11 protein-coding genes are annotated in these 19,633 nt (G+C 64.2%); 2 read left to right on the top strand and 9 right to left on the bottom strand.

Translation table 11 applies throughout. The annotated features are described in order from the left end of the window. Nucleotides 1-2: 2 nt before the first annotated feature. From fghA to NCR37_RS02640, 4 genes are all read right to left on the bottom strand, one after another. Nucleotides 3-851: an S-formylglutathione hydrolase gene (gene fghA, locus NCR37_RS02655; RefSeq protein WP_250471397.1), complete on the bottom strand. Its 849-nt coding sequence runs from the start codon at nucleotides 849-851 to the stop codon at nucleotides 3-5. Between the two features lie 14 nt (nucleotides 852-865). Beyond that, complete coding sequence (locus NCR37_RS02650; RefSeq protein WP_250471396.1) at nucleotides 866-1,972, bottom strand: S-(hydroxymethyl)glutathione dehydrogenase/class III alcohol dehydrogenase; 1,107 nt, start codon at nucleotides 1,970-1,972, stop codon at nucleotides 866-868. 34 nt (nucleotides 1,973-2,006) lie between these two features. Continuing rightward, nucleotides 2,007-3,221 carry an AGE family epimerase/isomerase gene (locus NCR37_RS02645; protein WP_250471395.1) on the bottom strand — a complete coding sequence of 405 codons (1,215 nt, stop codon included), beginning with the start codon at nucleotides 3,219-3,221 and terminating at the stop codon, nucleotides 2,007-2,009. A 96-nt stretch (nucleotides 3,222-3,317) separates the two neighbouring features. After that, nucleotides 3,318-4,739: an FGGY family carbohydrate kinase gene (locus NCR37_RS02640; RefSeq protein WP_250471394.1), complete on the bottom strand. Its 1,422-nt coding sequence runs from the start codon at nucleotides 4,737-4,739 to the stop codon at nucleotides 3,318-3,320. A 344-nt stretch (nucleotides 4,740-5,083) separates the two neighbouring features. Here NCR37_RS02640 and NCR37_RS02635 point away from each other — a divergent pair, with 344 nt between their 5' ends. Beyond that, entirely contained in the window at nucleotides 5,084-6,475 is a 1,392-nt protein-coding gene (locus NCR37_RS02635; RefSeq protein ID WP_250471393.1) for a nucleobase:cation symporter-2 family protein, read from the top strand. A gap of 169 nt (nucleotides 6,476-6,644) precedes the next feature. Here the strand turns inward: NCR37_RS02635 and NCR37_RS02630 are convergent, their stop codons facing one another. From NCR37_RS02630 to NCR37_RS02620, 3 genes are all read right to left on the bottom strand, one after another. Next, a complete protein-coding gene (locus NCR37_RS02630; RefSeq protein ID WP_250471392.1) occupies nucleotides 6,645-8,375 on the bottom strand; it encodes a putative bifunctional diguanylate cyclase/phosphodiesterase in 1,731 nt (576 codons plus the stop codon). A gap of 133 nt (nucleotides 8,376-8,508) precedes the next feature. After that, a complete protein-coding gene (locus tag NCR37_RS02625; protein ID WP_250471839.1) occupies nucleotides 8,509-10,224 on the bottom strand; it encodes a methyl-accepting chemotaxis protein in 1,716 nt (571 codons plus the stop codon). A gap of 570 nt (nucleotides 10,225-10,794) precedes the next feature. Beyond that, complete coding sequence (locus tag NCR37_RS02620) at nucleotides 10,795-11,940, bottom strand: hypothetical protein (protein WP_250471391.1); 1,146 nt, start codon at nucleotides 11,938-11,940, stop codon at nucleotides 10,795-10,797. A gap of 171 nt (nucleotides 11,941-12,111) precedes the next feature. Here NCR37_RS02620 and NCR37_RS02615 point away from each other — a divergent pair, with 171 nt between their 5' ends. After that, nucleotides 12,112-14,793, top strand: coding sequence for an excinuclease ABC subunit UvrA (locus NCR37_RS02615; RefSeq protein ID WP_250471390.1), 2,682 nt, complete (start codon nucleotides 12,112-12,114; stop codon nucleotides 14,791-14,793). Between the two features lie 86 nt (nucleotides 14,794-14,879). Here the strand turns inward: NCR37_RS02615 and NCR37_RS02610 are convergent, their stop codons facing one another. After that, nucleotides 14,880-16,415, bottom strand: coding sequence for an efflux transporter outer membrane subunit (locus tag NCR37_RS02610; protein WP_250471389.1), 1,536 nt, complete (start codon nucleotides 16,413-16,415; stop codon nucleotides 14,880-14,882). Nucleotide 16,416: 1 nt separating this feature from the next. Continuing rightward, the gene (locus NCR37_RS02605) at nucleotides 16,417-19,617 is read right to left on the bottom strand and encodes an efflux RND transporter permease subunit (RefSeq protein ID WP_250471388.1); all 3,201 of its coding nucleotides are present in this window, start codon (nucleotides 19,615-19,617) and stop codon (nucleotides 16,417-16,419) included. Between the last annotated feature and the right edge of the window lie 16 nt (nucleotides 19,618-19,633).

Genomic DNA, 19,633 nt, shown 5'->3' with positions numbered 1-19,633 from the left:
GCTCAACGGCAGAGCACCCGCGCATGATGCGCGATGTGCTCGCCGATGAACGTCGAAATGAAGAAGTACCCGTGGTCATACCCTTCGTGACGACGCACCGTGACGCTATGCCCCGCCTCGCGCGCGTTGCGCTCGAAGACATCGGGATGCAACTGCTCGGCGAGAAACTGATCGGCCAGTCCCTGATCGATGAGAATGCCGCCTTCGAAGCGTGACGCTGCATCGCCCTTCACGAGTTCGCTCGCGTCGTACTGCTTCCACGCGTCGCGGTCGTCGCCGAGATAGCCGGTGAACGCCTTCACGCCCCACGGACATTGCGAAGGCGCGGCGATCGGCGCGAATGCCGACACGCTGCGGTACACATCCGGATTGCGCAGCGCGAGCACGAGCGCGCCGTGCCCGCCCATGGAATGCCCGAAGATGCCGAGCCGGTCCTCGCGCACTGGCAATCCGGCGAGCACCGCTTCGCGCAAATCCTGCGTCACGTACGAATACATGCGATACCGCTCGCGCCACGGCTCGCGCGTCGCATCGACATAGAAGCCCGCGCCGACGCCGAAATCCCACGCGTCCTTCTCGCCGGGAATGTCCGCGCCGCGCGGCGACGTATCCGGCGCGATCAGCGCGATGCCATGCTCGGCCGCGTACCGCTGCGCGCCGGCCTTGATCGGAAACGTCTCTTCGGTGCACGTGAGACCGGCGAGATAGAAGAGCGCCGGCACTTTCGACGCCGACGCAGCGGCGGGCAAGAACACCGAAAAGCGCATCGGCAGGCCGATCGACCGCGACTCATGCCGATAGATGCGCTGCACGCCATCGAAACAACGGTGTTCCTCGACGAGTTCGAGCATGGCGTCCTCCGCGCTCAATAGATGACGACGGAGCGGATCGACTCGCCCTTCTTCATCAGGTCGAAGCCGTCGTTGATCTGATCGAGCTTCAGATGATGCGTGATGAGATCGTCGATATTGATCTTGCCTTCCATGTACCAGTCGACGATCTTCGGCACGTCGGTGCGGCCGCGCGCGCCGCCGAAGGCGGAGCCCTTCCACTCGCGGCCCGTGACAAGCTGGAACGGCCGCGTGCTGATTTCCTCGCCCGCCGCCGCCACGCCGATGATGAACGATTGTCCCCAGCCCTTGTGCGTGCATTCGAGCGCCTGACGCATCAGCTTCACGTTGCCGACGCATTCGAACGAATAGTCCGCGCCGCCATCGGTCAATTGCACGATGCGATCGACCACGTTCTCCACTTCGTTCGGGTTGATGAAGTGCGTCATGCCGAACTTCTTCGCCAACTCGACGCGGCCCGGATTGATATCGACGCCGATGATCTTGTCCGCGCCGACCATCTTCGCGCCCTGAATCACGTTCAGGCCGATGCCGCCAAGCCCGAACACGACCACGTTCGCGCCGGCTTCGACCTTAGCCGAATACACGACCGCGCCGACGCCTGTGGTCACGCCGCAGCCGATATAGCAGATCTTGTCGAACGGCGCGTCCTCGCGCACTTTCGCCACTGCAATCTCCGGCACCACGATGTAGTTCGAAAACGTGGACGTGCCCATGTAGTGAAAGAGCGGCTTGCCGTCGAGCGAGAAGCGCGAAGTCGCATCGGGCATCAGGCCCTTGCCTTGCGTCGCGCGGATCGCCTGACAGAGGTTCGTTTTGCGCGAGAGGCAGAACTTGCACTGGCGGCATTCCGGCGTGTAGAGCGGAATGACGTGATCGCCCTTCTTCACGGTGCCGACGCCCGGTCCCACGTCCACGATCACGCCTGCGCCCTCGTGGCCGAGAATCGCCGGGAAGATGCCTTCCGGGTCCGCGCCCGAAAGCGTGTAGTAGTCGGTATGGCAAATGCCCGTCGCCTTCACTTCGATCAGCACTTCGCCGGCGCGCGGCCCTTCGAGATCGACTTCCTCGATGGTGAGCGGCTGCCCTGCTTTCCATGCGATTGCGGCTTTTGTCTTCATCGTTCGGTTCCTCGTTTCAATGGCAATGTTTCGTTCAGCGGACGACGTTCAGGACTTCGTAACATGCGCCCATCGTGTGATAGTCGGTCTTGCCGGCGGGGCTTTTTTCGTCGCTGTACTGGCGGTTGTCGCGCGTCAGAATGCGATACCACGCGCCGTAGTGATGATCGACGAAATGCGCCCAGCTATAGGCCCACAAGCGGTCGTAATCGCTCCAGTAGCGCGCGGCGGCCGACTGGTCGCCATCGCGATCCGCGCGTTCGGCGAGCAGCGCCGCCGCCGCGAGCGATTCCGCCTGCACCCAGAAGTACTTGTCTTCGTCGTAGAACTTGCCGTCCGGATCGAAGCCGTAGACCATGCCGCCGTGCTCGTGATCCCACGACAGTTCGAGCGCGTGGTCGAAGAGTTCGCGCGCGCGTCGCGCATGCCACGCTTCTGGCCGATGCCGGTCGAGAATCAGCAGCAGCTTCGCCCATTCGGTCTGATGCCCCGGCTGAAAGCCCCACGGACGAAAGATGTTGCTGCGATCGCCCTTGTTGTAATCCCAGTCGATCGACCAGTCCGGCTTGTAGTGCTCCCACACGAGCCCGCCCGCGAGCGCGGCCTGCCGGTTCACCATGTTGTCGGCCAGAAGCGCCGCGCGGTCCAGATAGCGCGTCTCGCCGGTCGCCTCGAACGCGGCGAGAAACGCCTCGCATGCGTGCATGTTCGCGTTCTGCCCGCGATAATCCGACACCTTCCAGTCCGCGCTCGCTTCGTCTTTATACAGGCCGTGCGGCGCGTCCCAGAAGTGCGTTTCCATCAGGTTCCACGTTTCGTCGAGATAGGCGCGCGCCTCGTCGAAGCCCGCTTCCACCGCCTTCGCATACGCGAGCACGACAAACGCGAGACCGTAGCAATGGTTGGTCGCATCGGTCACTTCGCGGCCGTTGAGCGTCCACGCATAGCCGCCCGTTTCCGGATTGCGATGAACCTCGCGCAAATAGTCGATGCCGTGCCGCACGCCGCCGCGATATTCGTCGAGGCCGTAGTGCTTGTATGCCATCGCATAGTTGAAGACGAAGCGCGTGCTCGACACGAGATGACGAGACTTGCGGTCGTAGATCGTGCCGTCGTTCTTGTAGAAGTGATAGAAGCCGCCTGCGGGGTCCATGCAGTGCGGGTGATAGAAGATCATCGTGCGCAGAGCGTGATCCAGCAGGAACTGGCGCGAGCGGAAGTCGGGTTGCGGCGTGACGGATGCGGACATAGCGGATGTCGTTGATGTTGTGATGGGCCGACGGCGCGGCCCTTGCCTGAAGCCGATGTGAATCGCACGTCAGTTTAAGGGCTCGCGCGCAAGACGTCAGAACCAGTCTTCGACGCGCTCGTAGAGAGCGATGAAACGCGCGTGCCTTTCGTCGAGCGCGTCATGGCCTTGCGGGCTCGCGACGCGCGTGCTCGCGGGCACCAGCGATGCCAGTTCATCGGCGCGCCAATGCCCCGCCGCCATGCCGCCGATGATTGCCGCGCCGCGCGCCGCCGCGTTCGGGCAATCGCAGGCGTGCAGTTCGACATCGAGCGCATCGGCGAGCAGTTGACGCCAGCGCGCGTCGATGGAGCCGCCTCCCGCAAGACGCATCGACGACAACGGCGTGCCGCTCGCTCGGATCGCGTCGAGTCCCGCCCGCAATGCGAATGCCACGCCTTCGAACGCCGCGCGCATCATCGTCCCACGCGTGTCGTTAAGGCCGAGGCCGAGCCAGCCGCCGCGCGCCGCAGGATTCATCCACGGAGAACGCTCGCCGCTCAGGTACGGCAGGAAACTCACGGACGCGCTCGCATCCGATGCGAATGCGTCCTCGTAAGCAGCGGGCCACGCTGCATAGCCGAGCCACCCGCGCACCGTCTCCAGCGCGACGCCCACGTTCTGCATCGCCGCCATGCGGTACCAGCGCGCGCCGGTGCTGGCCGCGCCGCGATACGTGTGGAGTCCGCGCACCGGCGACGGCGCTTCATCGCTCATCACGACGATCTGCCCGCCGCTGCCCGTGGTGAGCAGCGCGTCGCCATCCCCGATCAGGCCGCTGCCGAGCGCGGCGCAGGGCGTATCGCCTGCGCCGACGGCCATCGGAATGCCCGCGCGCAGGCCGAGCGCCGACGCCGCCTCTGCGGACAACGCACCAGCCTGTGAATCCGATGCCGCGAGCGGCGCGAACCACGCGCGCGACAAGCCGAGCCTCTCGATGAGCGCCGCGTCCCATTCGCCCGACGGCGCGGCGAGGGCGGTCGCGCACGCGTCCGACGGATCGGTCACGAACGCGCCGCCGAGCCTCGCGCGCAGCCAGTCCTTCGGCTGCAAGGCCCAGCGCATGTCGGCGGCGAGCGCGGGTTCGTGCGTCACGAGCCAGCGCAGGAGCGGCCCGGCCATGCCCGGCGCGACCGGGTTCGGCTGCGGCTCCGGCCACGCGTCGAGCAGCCCGCGGGCGCGCGTGTCCGGCCAGAGCATCGCGAGGCGCAACGCGCGGCCATCGGCGGCGGTCGGCACCACGCCGTGCATCTGCCCGGAGAAGCCGATCGCGCTCACGGCTTCGCGTTCGTGCGCGGGCAGGCGAGAGGCGGCGTCGACGACAGCTGCAGACCACGCATCGGCGGATGTCTCGGCCCAGCCCGGCTGCGCGCTCGTCACCGCATACGCCGCGCTCGACGCCGCGACTTCGCGCGCATGTTCGTCGACGATAGCCAGTTTCACGGAACCCGTGCCGAGATCGATGCCGAGAAAACGCATAGATGAGCCGCTCGAAAAGACGTTAGGGAAAACGCGGAAAGCGCGGAATGACGCGGGTTAACCCCGCCGCCGCACACGATGAACGAAAAACGGACTATACGCGCGCCGTGATGAACATCATAACGACGCGCCCCTTCAGGCGGCCTTGCATCAGCCGACAGAAATCCGTCGCGATGCGTCAAGTCCCTTGCAGCAAGGGCCTGCGCGCGGTTCGGCTCCGCTCGTCGCGCCGTTTCCATATCGCCCCGCGAACGCGACGTATAGCGCCGCGTGGTCTTGTTCGCGCTTTTTGTCGCACTTACCTTGGAGGCCATTCAAATGGAAAGGCAATCAAGGAGACACATATGGCATCGAGCACGAGCCACCCGAAGGTTCATCCGTGCGACGAACGGCTGCCGACCGGCCAGTTGCTCACGCTCGGCATACAGCACGTCCTCGTGATGTACGCGGGCGCCGTCGCGGTGCCGCTGATCCTCGGCGCGGCCATGCATCTGTCGAAGGATCAGGTCGCGTTCCTCATCAGCGCGGACCTGTTCTCATGCGGCGTCGCCACGCTCATTCAAACGCTCGGCCTGTGGATCTTCGGCATCCGCCTGCCGGTCATCATGGGCTGCACGTTCGCGGCGGTCGGACCGATGGTCGCCATCGGCACGAATCCGTCGCTCGGCATTCTCGATGTCTTCGGCGCGACCATCGCGGCCGGCGTCATCGGCATCTTTCTCGCGCCGATGATCGGCAAGCTGTTGCGGTTCTTTCCGCCGGTAGTGGTCGGCACGATGATCGCGGTGATCGGCTTGTCGCTGATGGGCGTCGGCATCAACTGGGCGGCGGGCGGCGTCGGCAATCCCGATTACGGCAATCCGGTGTATCTGCTGCTGTCGCTCGTCGTGCTCTCGCTCATTCTGCTCATCAACAAGTTCGCGCGCGGCTTCGTCGCGAATATCTCGGTGCTGCTCGGCATCGTGGCGGGCTTCGTGATCGCCGCGATGCTCGGACGCGTCAACATGGATGGCGTCGCGCATGCGCCGTGGGTCGGCATCGTGCTGCCCTTCCACTTCGGCATGCCGCACTTCGATGCGCTCTCCGTCGCGACGATGGTCATCGTCATGTTCGTGACGTTCATCGAATCGACAGGCATGTTCCTCGCGGTCGGCGATCTCGTCGAGCGCCCGGTCGATCAGAAGGCGCTCGTGCGCGGCTTGCGCGTCGATGGACTCGGCACGCTGATCGGCGGCGTGTTCAACTCGTTTCCGCATACGTCGTTTTCGCAGAACGTCGGGCTGATCGGCGTGACGGGCGTGAAGAGCCGCTTCGTCTGCGCGACGGGCGGCGTGATTCTGGTCGTGCTCGGCCTCTTTCCGAAGATGGCGCAAGTGGTCGCCTCGGTGCCGCCATTCGTGCTCGGCGGCGCGGGCATCGTGATGTTCGGCATGGTCGCGGCGAACGGCATCAAGGTGCTGTCGAAAGTGGACTTCGTGAAGAATCACCACAACTTGTTTATCGTCGCGGTGAGCGTCGGTCTCGGGCTCGTGCCGGTGGTCGCGCCGAAGTTCTTCTCGCAACTGCCGCACGCGCTGGAGCCGATTCTTCATAGCGGCATTCTGCTCGCGTCGGTGTCGGCGGTCGTGCTCAATATCGTGTTCAACGGCGTGCGCAAGGAACGCGAAGCGCGCTGCGAGATTCGTCAGGCAGGGCATGATTTCGACGGCGCGGCGCGCGCATCGGAAGCACAGTGATGGCTTGAAGAAGTGCTTGCGGGTTGTGACGGGTTGGCGCCGCGGTGGGAATCGCGGCGCTTTTTTGTTTTCGCCCTTTGGGGCGATGGACGAGAAAAAGCGGTCTGTTGTCTAGCGAAGGCAGGCGTCGACGTTCCCATTGAAGACTGACTTCGGTGCAGCAACGAGGTTATCGTGGCGGGTCTTGTCTGCTCCGGGGAGCACGCGACGACGACGCATGCTCGGGCGCGAAGCTGCGTGCGCGAGCGAGGTTCAGCGCGGCAGCCGGAACGGGCCTGCCGATGAAATATCCTTGCGCGGCATCGCACCCGAGCTTCCGTACAAGAGCGAGTTGCCTCTCGCTTTCGACGCCTTCAGCGACCGTTTGCATACCGAGCGCGCGGGCGAGCGCCACCATCGCCTCGATCATCGCCCGGCCCTGGAGACGAGTTTCCTCAACGGTGAGCTGCTGCACGAACGACTTATCGATCTTGATGCGGTCAACCGGCAGTCGGGCAAGATACGAGAGGCTCGAATAGCCTGTGCCGAAGTCGTCGAGAGAGACGGTCGCGCCGAGATCTCGGACCGCCGCAAGCGATCGCGATGCGGCCACGAAATCGCTCACGACGACCGCCTCCGTCACTTCGATGTCGAGCGCTGAAGCGCACACGCCGGCAGCCTCGGCGGCCTTCGAAACCAGCGCAGCGAGATCGGAGTCCTGTATCGTGGCGGCCGAGAGGTTGACGGCGACCTTGAACGGCATGCGGTCCGACGCCTGCCATTGCGCCGCCTGGCGTAACGCCAAGTAGAGCAGCCACTCCCCGGTGGCCTCGTGCGCTCGCGACCCGAGCAGTACATCGAGGAAATCGGCGGGCGTCAAAAGTCCCAGCTCGGGATGGTTCCATCGCAGAAGCGCTTCTGCTCCGACCATGCAGCCCGTGGCCAGGTCCAGCTGGGGCTGGTAGTGCAGTTCGAACTGGCCTGTCGCGCTGGCGTTCTCCAGGTCCGCGCGCAGCCGAAGGCGATTCGAGAGACGCTGTGCGTCTTCCTGACCGAAGGACCATACACGCGAGCCGCCCAGGCGCTTCGCGTGATACATGGCAGTGTCGGCATTGCGCAGCAACTCGTCCGCGTTCCCGGCCGAGACCGGATAGCGAGCGAGGCCGATGCTCGCACTGACCGAAGCGTGCACCGACAGCGTGTCAATGCGCTCTCGCATGCGCGCGATGATGTCTCTCGCGACGCGTTCGGCTTCGCCATCGGGCGCATCAACGAGAAAGACCACGAACTCGTCGCCGCCGATGCGCGACGCATGAGCGCGCCCGCCAATCGACGCCGACACGCGCTGGCCGATCACGCGCAAGACTTCATCGCCAGCCGCATGGCCGACCGAATCATTGATTTCCTTGAAGCGGTCCAGGTCGATGAAGAGCAGATCGACGGAATCGGCGATGCGTCCATCGACGAGATCGCTCAGTCGGTTCAACAGTTCCCGCCGGTTGATGAGGCCGGTGAGCGCGTCGTGCGCGGCTTGGTTCGACAAGCGCTCCGACATCCTGCGGGCCTCGCTGACATCGCGGACCAGCACGGTGATGCCGTCCTCGCAGGGGAACGCCCGCGCTTCGAACCAGGCGTCGAGGGGCGCATAGAACTCGGTCACTGTCGTAGGCAGCCCGGTGTCGGCCGCCTGCCGATACGCCTTTTCGTAGCCTGTCCCGACGAGGTCGGGATAGGCCGCCCAGATGCCACGACCGATCAGTTCCGCCGATGGAAGCTGCAGTAGCCGCGCAGCAGTGCCGTTGACGCTGCGAAATCTCCACTGTCGATCCAGCAACATCACGCCGTCCGTGATGTGATCCAGCAGGTGGAAGCCGTCCGCGTCTTTGCTCCCGTGGACATGTTCGCCAGTGAAACGAAACACGTCCCGCCGTCGCGAGTCTTGTTTGTCGTTATGCTTCGTCATGACATCGTGATGTGGTTCAACCGGAGGTCTAGCGTCGTGAAGGCGCGTTCGCACCGTCCCGCTCAGTGCGCCTCGACATTGCGAGACTCTGTTAGAAGACGGACCAGTCGCCCGCCCGCGAAGGCTCGACCTGTCGGGAAGGTTCCACCGTGGCTTCTGCATGATGCGGCGTCGCAAGCGCTGCTACCTTGGCGCGCTGGCGCCCCGTCGACCGGCCGCGCTCTTCGATACTGGCCGCGGGCATGAGTTGCGGCGCCGGCTCATCCGTTTCCGACGTCTTGAAGACGGCCATTGCGCTTCGCAGATGCGCCGCCTGTTCCTCCATCGAGGCAGCGGCTGCGGCGGCCTGTTCGACGAGCGCAGCGTTTTGCTGTGTGACCTCGTCCATCTCGCTGATGGCTTGATTGACCTGTTCGATCCCGCGGCTCTGCTCGTTCGAAGCGGACGCGATTTCGTCCATAATGTCGGTCACGCGCTGCACCGCGGACGTCATCTTCTGCATCGTCTCGCCCGCCTTCGCGACGAGTTCAGTGCCCACGTGCACGCGGCTCGTCGAGCTTTCGATCAGAGCGCGTATGTCCTTTGCCGCACTGGACGAACGTTGCGCTAGGCTGCGAACCTCGCTCGCCACCACCGCGAAACCACGGCCCTGCTCGCCCGCGCGCGCTGCTTCCACCGCCGCGTTCAGCGCAAGGATGTTCGTCTGAAAGGCGATGCCTTCGATCATCGCGATGATCTCCGCAATCTTGCTGGAGCTTTCCTCGATCGAAGCCATCATGCTGACGACGTCGCCAACGATCTCGGCACCTTCCTCCGCCACGCTGCGCGCGTTTTCTGCCAAGCCGCTTGCCTGTCGGGCGTTCTCGGAGTTTTGCCGCACGGTCGCGGTCAATTCCTCCATGCTTGCGGCCGTTTCCTCGAGTGACGCGGCCTGCTGTTCCGTGCGCGACGAGAGATCAGTGTTTCCCGAGGCGATCTCCCTGCTTGCGTTGGCGATCGCGTTCGCCGACTGCTTCACAGTGCTGACGGCGAAGAGCAATTGCTTCTGCATCCTCGACATCGCCGCCATCAGACTTGCTTCGTCACCAACGGCGGTCTGCACGGCAACGGACAGGTTGTTGTCTGCGATCTGATTGGCGAGCGCCGCGGCAACGCCCGGCTCGCCGCCAAGCGAGCGCAGGATGCTCCGGTTGAGCAGCGCGACAACGACACACAGGCTGAGCGCCACGATAAGCACTGCCGCAAGGCTCCAGGCGACCGTTGCGTGAAACGCGGCGTCGATATCATCCATGTACACGCCGGTCATGTAGACCCAGCCCCACGGTTGGTAACCCAGCACGAACGATAACTTGGGCACCAGTTCGCCTGTGCCGGGTTTCGAGAAGGCATAACGGACATAGCCGCTGCCGTCGCGCTTGGCTGTTTCGATAGCATCGCGGTAGAAGTACACGCCGTCGGGATCGCGGAAATCCAGCATCGGCTTACCGATAATCTCTGGTTTCGCGCCGTGCGTGAGTATCTTCCCGCTGTAGTCCAAGACGGTGAAATAGCCGCTCGCGCCGTAGCGAACCTGGCGAATGCCCTCGAGTGCCTCGGCTTGCGCCGACTGCGCAGTCATAGTGCCTGCCGACACGCGCCTTGCGTACGCCTTCACGATGCTGTCGACCACCTGTGACGCATGCTGCAGGTCTAGCTGGCGCTCCTCGATCCGAAGGTTACGCGTGTGATAGGCGTCTGCAAGGGAAAGGCCGACGAGGCAGAGGAGGCTAAGGATGAGAGGAAGCCAGAGTTTCTTCGCGAATGACATTTTCAAGTTACAAGTCGTTTAGGTTTTGTTCATATAGCCGTTTCATTGATGGGATAACGGCGCGCGTCCCGTTTTGTTGAATCGCGCCCTAAACAAAGCGTCCGGTCGATGCGTTGTCCTACTCGGCTCTGATGGCTGATCGTAAGCTTCCGGTGTGAATTCGCGGTGGCACGAATAGTGGTACGGAGCCTTGCTGCACAAGTGCCAACGAGCGTAGTACAGCTTGCTTGCAGCGAAGCAATACGCATTCACCGGCCGTTTCGAAGGCGGAACGTAAGGAATCGTGGCGTCCCTATAAGAAAGATTGATCGACTGTATCAGCAGTCGGTATTACAGACCTGCTCGCGACTCTCGGGAGTCCGTCAGTCTCATGACTAGCTTCAGCGCTGCTCCAAACGGGGCGGCAGTAGCGCGACCGCTCGCACTCCGCTTTCGAATACGGATTAGTCATCGATATACCGATACGAGCGAACGCATCGGGACGAGGCAATCGAGCGCATTCCTGATGATGCTGGCAGGCGCGGCAAAGATTCGAAGGACCTTCGCCTCAGGAATGGAACAGTTGATCCATCAGGAACCCAGCCGCCCTACCGCCGTAGACTGTTCTGACGACGCACCGAGATCATCAAGATTGACCGCCGAATACTGCGCGATGCTCATAACCAGTCCATTCCAGACGGCACGCTGTCTAACGTACTCGTCGGCCCCGCCATCGTCGATCAACTGCTTCAGTCCCGCAGCGCGCAGCGCTTGTGCCGCGCGCCCGAAATGGTCGGCCCATGCTGCACGCGTGTCATCGTTCAACTCTGCACCGCAGCGCCGAAGGCGGCGGCCCGAGTGCACGTACGCACCATCCAGTGTGTCCAGCGTGGCCAACGCGGCCCGCCAAAGCACTTCGACGGCACCGCCATGCTTCAGCAAGTCTGAGGCTTCGTCGCTCAGGCAGGCTCTGAGCAGTGACACCGTCTCGAGCGCCATGAACGAGATCGCAGCCAGTGAAAAGTGCGGCTCGGGATAGCGGAAGAAGAAAGTGATCGGGTAAATTCTCAGCGACTCGTGCACCGATGACAGCGACTGCGCAGCGTCCGCGAGCATCGAATAGGCCGTCTCCGGATGCTGCCCGACCGCCAGCCCTTGAATAAGCTCGACTGCGTCGCCTGTTTCTCGCGTGAGGAAAAAGAGCTGCTGCCCCAATGTATTCTGCCGCTGCAATGCCCCGTAAAGTTGCAGCAAGTACGACAGCGTCAAGGTCACGACTGCCGTGCCGATGAACGAGTCGGTGAGGTAGATCATCCTGTACGCGTTTGTGTGCGGGATGAAGTCGCTAGAGCCCGTGATCGACAGACTGGTCGCCGCCGCGTAGACGGCTGCCATGAACCCCGTCGGTGTCGGCCCCGAACTGGAGCGCACGCTGTCTCCGAGCGCGGGCCACAACAACAGCGCATCGCCGAGCGTCAGGCAAAGCGTCCAGGTGACGAGCAACAGAACGAGAATCAGAGGGCCCGCGAAGGACAGCGCCTCGCGTTTAGGGCCGTCCTTCATGGGTAGGCGGCGGAACGCGGCCCAGACTCCCTGTGCGATGGCAAGGCTGATGAGTCCGGCGCCGAGCCGCCTGGCTCGTCCCCGACCGACACGCGCGTACAGGATCGTGAGAAAAATATCGGCGAGCGTGCAGATCATGATCGCGGCGCCGGCGATCTGGCCGAATACTCCCATATGCGCACCACCGTAACGTAGAGCCCGCTACGAGCGCGTGGCGGGACAAAAGTGGCAGCAACCGGTGTGCCGCCGGTGCTCATCGGTCAACCCGCTCTGCGCCTTGACGATGGCACGCGACATGCTGCCGAGCCGTTTCATCACCCGCTTCCCGGATTCTTCAAAGAGTGGATGCCAGCACCTAAAACACTGCCGAAGACGCGGTCGTCGAAAGGCGACAGGAGCGACGCTCTCGCGGGCTTCGTGCGCGTCCGTGGCGCGCGCGAGCACAATCTGAAGAACGTCGATGTCGACGTTCCCCGCGATGCGCTCGTCGTCTTCACGGGCGTATCGGGCTCCGGCAAGTCGTCGCTTGCGTTCGGCACGTTGTACGCCGAAGCGCAACGGCGTTACTTCGAATCGGTCGCGCCTTATGCACGGCGTCTGATCGAGCAGGTCGGCGTGCCGCAAGTCGGGTCGATCGAAGGTTTGCCGCCCGCCGTCGCGCTTCAGCAGCAGCGCGGTGCGCCGAATGCGCGTTCGTCGGTGGGGAGCATCACGACGCTGTCCAGTCTCGTGCGCATGCTCTACTCCCGCACGGGCAGCTATCCGGCCGGCCAGCCGATGCTCTACGCCGAGGACTTTTCGCCGAATACCGTACAGGGCGCGTGCCCGGTCTGTCACGGCCTGGGACGCGTCTACGAGGTCACGGAAGCGTCGATGGTCCCCGACGATACGCTGACCATCCGCGAGCGCGCCGTGGCCGCGTGGCCGCCCGCGTGGCACGGGCAAAATCTGCGCGACATCCTGGTGACGCTGGGTTATGACGTGGACAAGCCGTGGCGTGACTTGCCGAAGAAGGATCGCGACTGGATTCTTTTCACCGAAGAACAACCGACCGTACCGGTCTATGCGGGCCTCACGCCGAAGGAGACGCAAGCGGCGCTCAAACGCGGCGCAGAGCCGAGTTACCAGGGAACCTTCACCAGCGCGCGCCGTTACGTCCTGCACACCTTCGCCCATACGCAAAGCGCGCTGATGAAAAAGCGGGTGTTGCGTTTCATGGTCGGCAAGGATTGCGCGGCGTGTCACGGCAAACGGCTGAAGCAAGAGGCGCTGTCGGTGACGTTCGCCGGACTCGATATCGCCGAATTCTCGCGGCTGTCGCTCAACCGGCTAGCTGAACTGCTCGAACCGATTGCACGCGGCGCGTGGCCCGAGACCGATAACGACGGCCATGTGCTCAACGAGGAGGCGCGGCGCGCGGCGACGGCGAAACGCGTGGCCGCCGGCGGTTCGGCGCACAAGGCGGCGCCGGACGTGCGACGGACGCCCAACCTCTCGGACGAGAAACGCGCGGCCGCCGAGCGCATCGCCGCCGACCTGCTGGAGCGCCTCGTCACGCTGACGGATCTGGGGCTCGGCTATCTTTCGCTCGATCGCGCGACGCCCACGCTCTCATCCGGCGAGTTGCAGCGGTTGCGGCTTGCCACTCAGCTTGCGTCCCAGCTTTTCGGTGTGGTCTATGTGCTGGACGAGCCTTCCGCCGGCCTGCATCCGGCCGACAGCGAAGCGCTCTTCGTCGCGTTGCAGCGCCTGAAGTCGGCGGGCAATTCGCTTTTCGTGATCGAACACGATCTGCACATGATGCGGCGCGCAGACTGGCTCGTGGATGTCGGCCCCGCAGCCGGCGAAGCGGGCGGCGAAGTGCTGTATAGCGGGCCACCTGAAGGACTGGCCGCGATAGAGGCATCGCAGACGCGACGGCATCTGTTCGCCGAGGGTTCGCCCTCGATGCGCCGGCCCCGTGCCGCGCGGGACTGGTTGCGGCTTTCGGGCATCACGCGCAATAACCTGCATGGAATCGATGTCGCGTTTCCTCTTGGCTGCTTCACGACAGTGACAGGAATATCCGGATCCGGAAAGTCGAGCCTCGTGAGTCAGGCGCTGCCCGAGCTCGTCGCCGCGCGGCTCGGCCGGCTGCTCGACGACGAAGGCGACGAAGAGCAGGACCCGCTGCTCGCGCGCGTGGACGCGCCCGCGGACGGACATATCGCGGGAGGCATGGAGACCGTGAAGCGACTGGTGCGCGTCGACCAGAAGCCGATTGGCCGGACGCCGCGCTCCAATCTTGCGACCTACACCGGCCTCTTCGATCACGTGCGCAAGCTCTTCGCCGATACGCCTGCCGCGCGCAAGCGCCGCTACGGCGCGGGCCGCTTCTCGTTCAACGTGGCACAGGGGCGTTGCCCGACGTGCGAGGGCGAAGGGTTCGTGAGCGTCGAACTACTTTTCCTGCCGAGCGTCTTTACCTCGTGCTCCACGTGTCACGGATCGCGTTACAACCCGCAGACGCTGGAAATCGAATGGCAAGGCAAGAATATCGCGGACGTCCTTGCGATGAGCGTGGATAGCGCATGCGCGTTCTTCGCCGCCGAGCCTGCGGTGATGCGCGCGCTCACCGTGTTGCGCGACATCGGGCTCGGTTATCTGCGTCTCGGCCAGCCTGCGACGGAACTGTCGGGCGGCGAGGCCCAGCGCATCAAGCTCGCGACCGAACTGCAGCGGGCGCATCGCGCGGATACGCTTTATATTCTCGACGAACCGACCACCGGCCTTCACCCCGCGGATGTCGACCGCCTGATGGCGCAACTGCAAGGGCTCGTCGATGCGGGCAATACCGTGGTCGTTGTCGAGCACGACATGCGGGTTGCAGCCGACAGCGACTGGGTCATCGACATGGGTCCGGGCGCGGGAGAGGATGGCGGCAGGATACTCGTCGCGGGCGAGCCGCACGTGGTTGCGCGTCACGAGGAAAGCCGCACGGCGCAGTATCTGCGGGAAGCGGTGGGAGCGGTGCGCCGGAGTCGTTGATGCGGGACGGTTGACGTCGAAGCGCACGTCCTAAGACACGAAAGCCCGGCACATCGGCCGGGCTCCCAAACAATCGACTAAACCAATCACCCAGCCACCGCAGCCGACGCCGCCTGCGGCGTACTCGCCGCGCCGACATCGGCGGGCGCTGCGGGGGTAGCGGGCGCGTCGGCCGGGCGCGGCTCATCGCCGGTATGCTCGACCCACCCGCCGCCCAACGCCTGATACAGATTGACGAGGTTCGCGAGCCGCTCGGTGCGCACGGTGATGAGCGTCTGCTGCACGGAGTACAGATCCTGCTGCGCGGTCAGCACGTTCAGATAGCTATCGACGCCCTGCCGATACCGCATCGTCGACAAGTCGAGCCGGCGCTGCTCCGCCGCCGTGTCGCGTTCGAGCGCCTGGATCTGCTGATCGTAGGTGCCGCGCGCGGCGAGGCCATCGGCGACATCGCGGAAAGCGGACTGAATCGCCTTCTCGTACGCCGCGATCTGGATGTTTTTCTGGATGTTCGCCAGATCCAGATTCGCCTGATTCTGGCCGCCCTGGAAGATCGGCAGCGTGATCGTCGGCGCGAAACTCCACGCCGCCGAGCCGGGCTTGAACAAGCCGCCGAGCGTCGGACTGAGCGTGCCGAAACTGCCGGTGAGCGAAATGCTCGGGAAGAACGCCGCCCGCGCCGCGCCGATGTTCGCGTTCGCCGCGAGCAGATTCTGCTCCGCTTCCATGATGTCGGGACGACGCGTGAGCAGATCCGACGGCAAGCCGGCCGGAATGTCCGTCAGCAAGTCCTGCTCGTTGAGCGGCATGCCGGCCGGCAGATCGTCGGGAATCGGCTCGCCGACCAGGAGCGCCAGCGCGTTCACCGCCTGTGCCCGCGCGCGCTGCTGCGCCTGCAAGTTCGCCGCCGCCGTTTCCACCACCGTCTGCGATTGCGACAGATCCAGCTCGGAAGCCGTGCCGTTGTCGAATTGCAGCTTGACGATGTTGTACGACTCCTGCGCGGTCTTAAGCGTCTGCTCGGTGACTTGCAGCAGGTCATCCGCTTGCAGCACCTGCAGATATTGCGAAGCCACCTGCGACACGAGCGAAATCTCGAACGCCTTGCGCGCGTAGGCCGTGGAGAAATACTGCGCCAGCGCCTGATCCTTCAGGCTCTGCACGCGGCCGAACAAGTCGAGTTCCCACGACGCGTTCAGGCCCACGGAATAGGTGTTCGAGATGGTCCGGTCGAAGAACGACAGATTGCGCGGCGTGCGCTGCTTCGACTGATCTGCCTGCGCCGTGATCGACGGGAACAGCTCCGAGCGCACGATGCGGTACTGCGCCTGCGCCGCCTGAATGTTGAGCACCGACGCGCGCAGATCGCGGTTGTTCTTCAGCGCGATGTCGATAAGCCGCTGCAACCGCCCATCCACGAAGAAATCGCGCCAGCCGATCTCCGCGCCCGAGACGCCGTTCGCGCTGCGCGCGCCTGCATCCGCTGCGCCCGGCTGCGTGGCATACACGCCGCCGGTCGGGAACGTCGACGAGACCGGCGGCGCGGGACGCTCGTACTTCGGGGCCAACGAGCAGCCCGCCAGCACGGCGACGGCCGCTGCAATCAAGGAAAGTCTACGCATTTCAATGTCCTTCGTTGGAGCCGCCGCCATCGCGCGGACGGTGCTCATCGGGATGATGCTGCTCGTAGTGCTCGAGCGCCGTCTCCGGATTTTCTTTCTCGCCGCTGAACTGCGCGCGGATCACGACGAAGAACATCGGGACCATGAAGATCGCGAGGAACGTAGCGGTCAACATGCCGCCGATCACCCCGGTACCGATCGCGTGCTGGCTCGCGGAACCCGCGCCATTGCTGATCGCGAGCGGCATCACGCCGAGAATGAACGCGAGCGAGGTCATCAGGATCGGGCGCAAGCGCAGCCGCGCCGCTTCCATCGCCGCTTCGATCGGACCCATCTTCTCCGACATCTGCAATTCGCGGGCGAATTCCACGATCAGAATCGCGTTCTTCGCCGACAAGCCGACCGTGGTCAACAGACCCACCTGGAAGAACACGTCGTTTTCCAAACCGCGCAACGTGACGGCAAGCAGCGCGCCGATCACGCCGAGCGGCACGACCATGATGACCGAGAACGGAATCGACCAGCTTTCATACAGCGCCGCGAGACACAGGAACACGACGAGAATCGAGATGCCGTAGAGAATCGGCGCCTGCGAACCCGACTGGATTTCCTGATACGACAGTCCCGTCCATTCGTAGCCGATGCCCGCCGGGAGCTTCGCCGCGATGGCTTCCATCGCCTGCATCGCCTGACCCGTGGACTTTCCGGGGCCGGCCGCGCCCTGGATTTCGACCGACGAGATACCGTTGTAGCGTTCGAGCTTCGGCGAACCGTACGTCCAGTCGCCGGTGGCGAACGCGGAGAACGGCACCATCCCGCCCGATCCGTTGCGCACGTACCAGTCGTTCATGTTCTCCGGCGTCATGCGGAACGGCGCGTCGGCCTGCAGATACACCTTCTTGATCCGGCTGTCGGTATCGAGGAAGTTGTTCACGTACTGCGAAGCCCACGCGATGGAGAACGTCTGGTCGATCGCGGCCGCCGTCACGCCGAGCGCGAGCGCCTTCTCGCGGTCGATGTTCACCTTGAACTGCGGCGTATCGTTCAGGCCGTTCGGACGCACCTGCGCGAGCGTCGGGTCCTTCGCGGCCATGCCGAGCAGCTGATTGCGCGCGGCCATCAGCGCGTCGTGGCCCACGCCTGCGCGGTCCTGCAACTCGAAGTCGAAGCCCGCGGCCGTGCCGAGTTCAGGAATGGACGGCGGATTGACCGGGAACACCACCGCGTTCTTGTAGCCCGAGAAGCGGCCAAAGAGCCGGCCCACCAGCGCCTGCACCTTCTGGTCGCCCTTCTGGCGCTGCGCGTAGTCCTTCATGCGCACGAACACGAGACCCGCGTTCTGGCCGCGGCCCGCGAAGCTGAAGCCGTTGACCGTGAAGGTCGATTCGACGATGGACGCTTCCTGATTCAGCAGATAGTCGGAAACATCCTTCAGCGCGCGCGCCGTGGTTTCCTGCGTCGAACCGGCCGGCGTCTGCGCGAGCACGAACATCGTGCCCTGGTCTTCGTCGGGAAGGAACGACTTCGGCAGCTTCACGAACAGGAAGCCGACGGCGACGATCACGACCAGATAGATGACGAGCCAGCGCCCGGAGCGCCGGATCACGTGATAGACGCCCGAATGGTACTTCTCGCGGCTCTTGTCGAACGTGCGGTTGAACCAGCCGAAGAAGCCCTTCTTCGCTTCGTGATGCCCCTGCGGGATCGGCTTCAGGATGGTCGCGCACAGCGCCGGCGTGAGAATCAGCGCGGTCAGCACGGAGAGCACCATCGCGGAGACGATGGTCAGCGAGAACTGTCGATAGATCGCGCCCACCGAGCCGCCCGACAAGGCCACCGGCACGAACACCGCCGACAGCACGAGCGCGACGCCCACCAGCGCGCCGGTGATCTGGCCCATCGCCTTGCGGGTCGCTTCGCGTGGCGATAAGCCCTCCTCAGCCATCACGCGCTCGACGTTCTCCACGACCACGATCGCGTCGTCCACCAGCAAGCCGATGGCGAGCACGAGACCGAACATCGACAGCGTATTGATGGAGAAGCCCACCGCGCCCATGATCGCGAACGTGCCGAGCAGAACGACCGGCACCGCGATGGTCGGAATGAGCGTGGCCCGCAGGTTCTGCAGGAACAGATACATCACGAGGAACACCAGCACGATGCCTTCGATCAGCGTCTTGACCACGTCCTCGATGGACAACCGCACGAACGGCGTGGTGTCGTACGGATACTTCACGACGAGGCCGTTCGGGAAGTACTTCGAGAGCTCGTCGATTTTCTGGCGCACTGCCTTCGCGGTGGCGAGCGCGTTCGCGCCCGTTGCGAGCTGAATACCGAAGCCCGCCGCCGGCTGGCCGCTGTACTTGGTGTCGAAGTTGTAGTTTTCGCCGCCGAGCTCGATGCGCGCGACGTCCTTCAGACGCACCTGCGAGCCATCCTGGTTCACCTTCAACAGCACGTTGCCGAACTGTTCCGGCGTCGTGAGCAGCGTCGCCTCAGTGATGGTCGCCTGCAGCAATTGCCCCGGCACCGACGGCGTGCCGCCGAGCGAGCCGCCCGCCACCTGCACGTTCTGCGCGGTGAGCGCCGCCTGCACGTCCACGGGCGTCAGGCCGAAGTTGTTCAGCTTGTTCGCGTTCAGCCAGATGCGCATGGCGTACTGCGAGCCGAAGAGCGTCACTGTGCCGACGCCGTCCAGACGGCTCACCGGATCCTGAATGTGCGACGCCACGTAGTTCGCGAGGTCGTACTTGTTCATGCTGCCGTCCTGCGAGACGAACGCCAGCACGAGCAGGAAGCTGTTGCTCGACTTCGTGACCTTGGTGCCCAATTGCTGCACGATCTGCGGCAGGAGCGGCGTGGCGAGCTGCAGCTTGTTCTGCACCTGAACCTGCGCGATGTCCGGGTTCGTGCCGGGCGCGAACGTCAGCGTGATGGTCGCGGTGCCGGAGTCGTCGGACGTGGAGGACAGATACAGCAAGTGGTCGAGACCGCTCATCTGCTGCTCGATCACCTGCGTGACGGTGTTTTCCACCGTCTTCGCCGATGCGCCGGGATACGTCGCGCTGATCTGGACTGCCGGCGGCGCAATGGTCGGATACTGCGCGACCGGCAGCGTGAAGATGGACGCGATACCCGCGAGCATCAAAACGATGGCGATCACCCACGCGAAAATCGGGCGATCGATAAAGAACTTTGCCATGAGGCGGGCTCCTGGT

The sequence above is a fragment of the Caballeronia sp. GAFFF1 genome (genome assembly GCF_023630705.1).
GTDB lineage: Bacteria > Pseudomonadota > Gammaproteobacteria > Burkholderiales > Burkholderiaceae > Caballeronia.
This window is presented reverse-complemented; position numbering and strand designations above follow the sequence as displayed.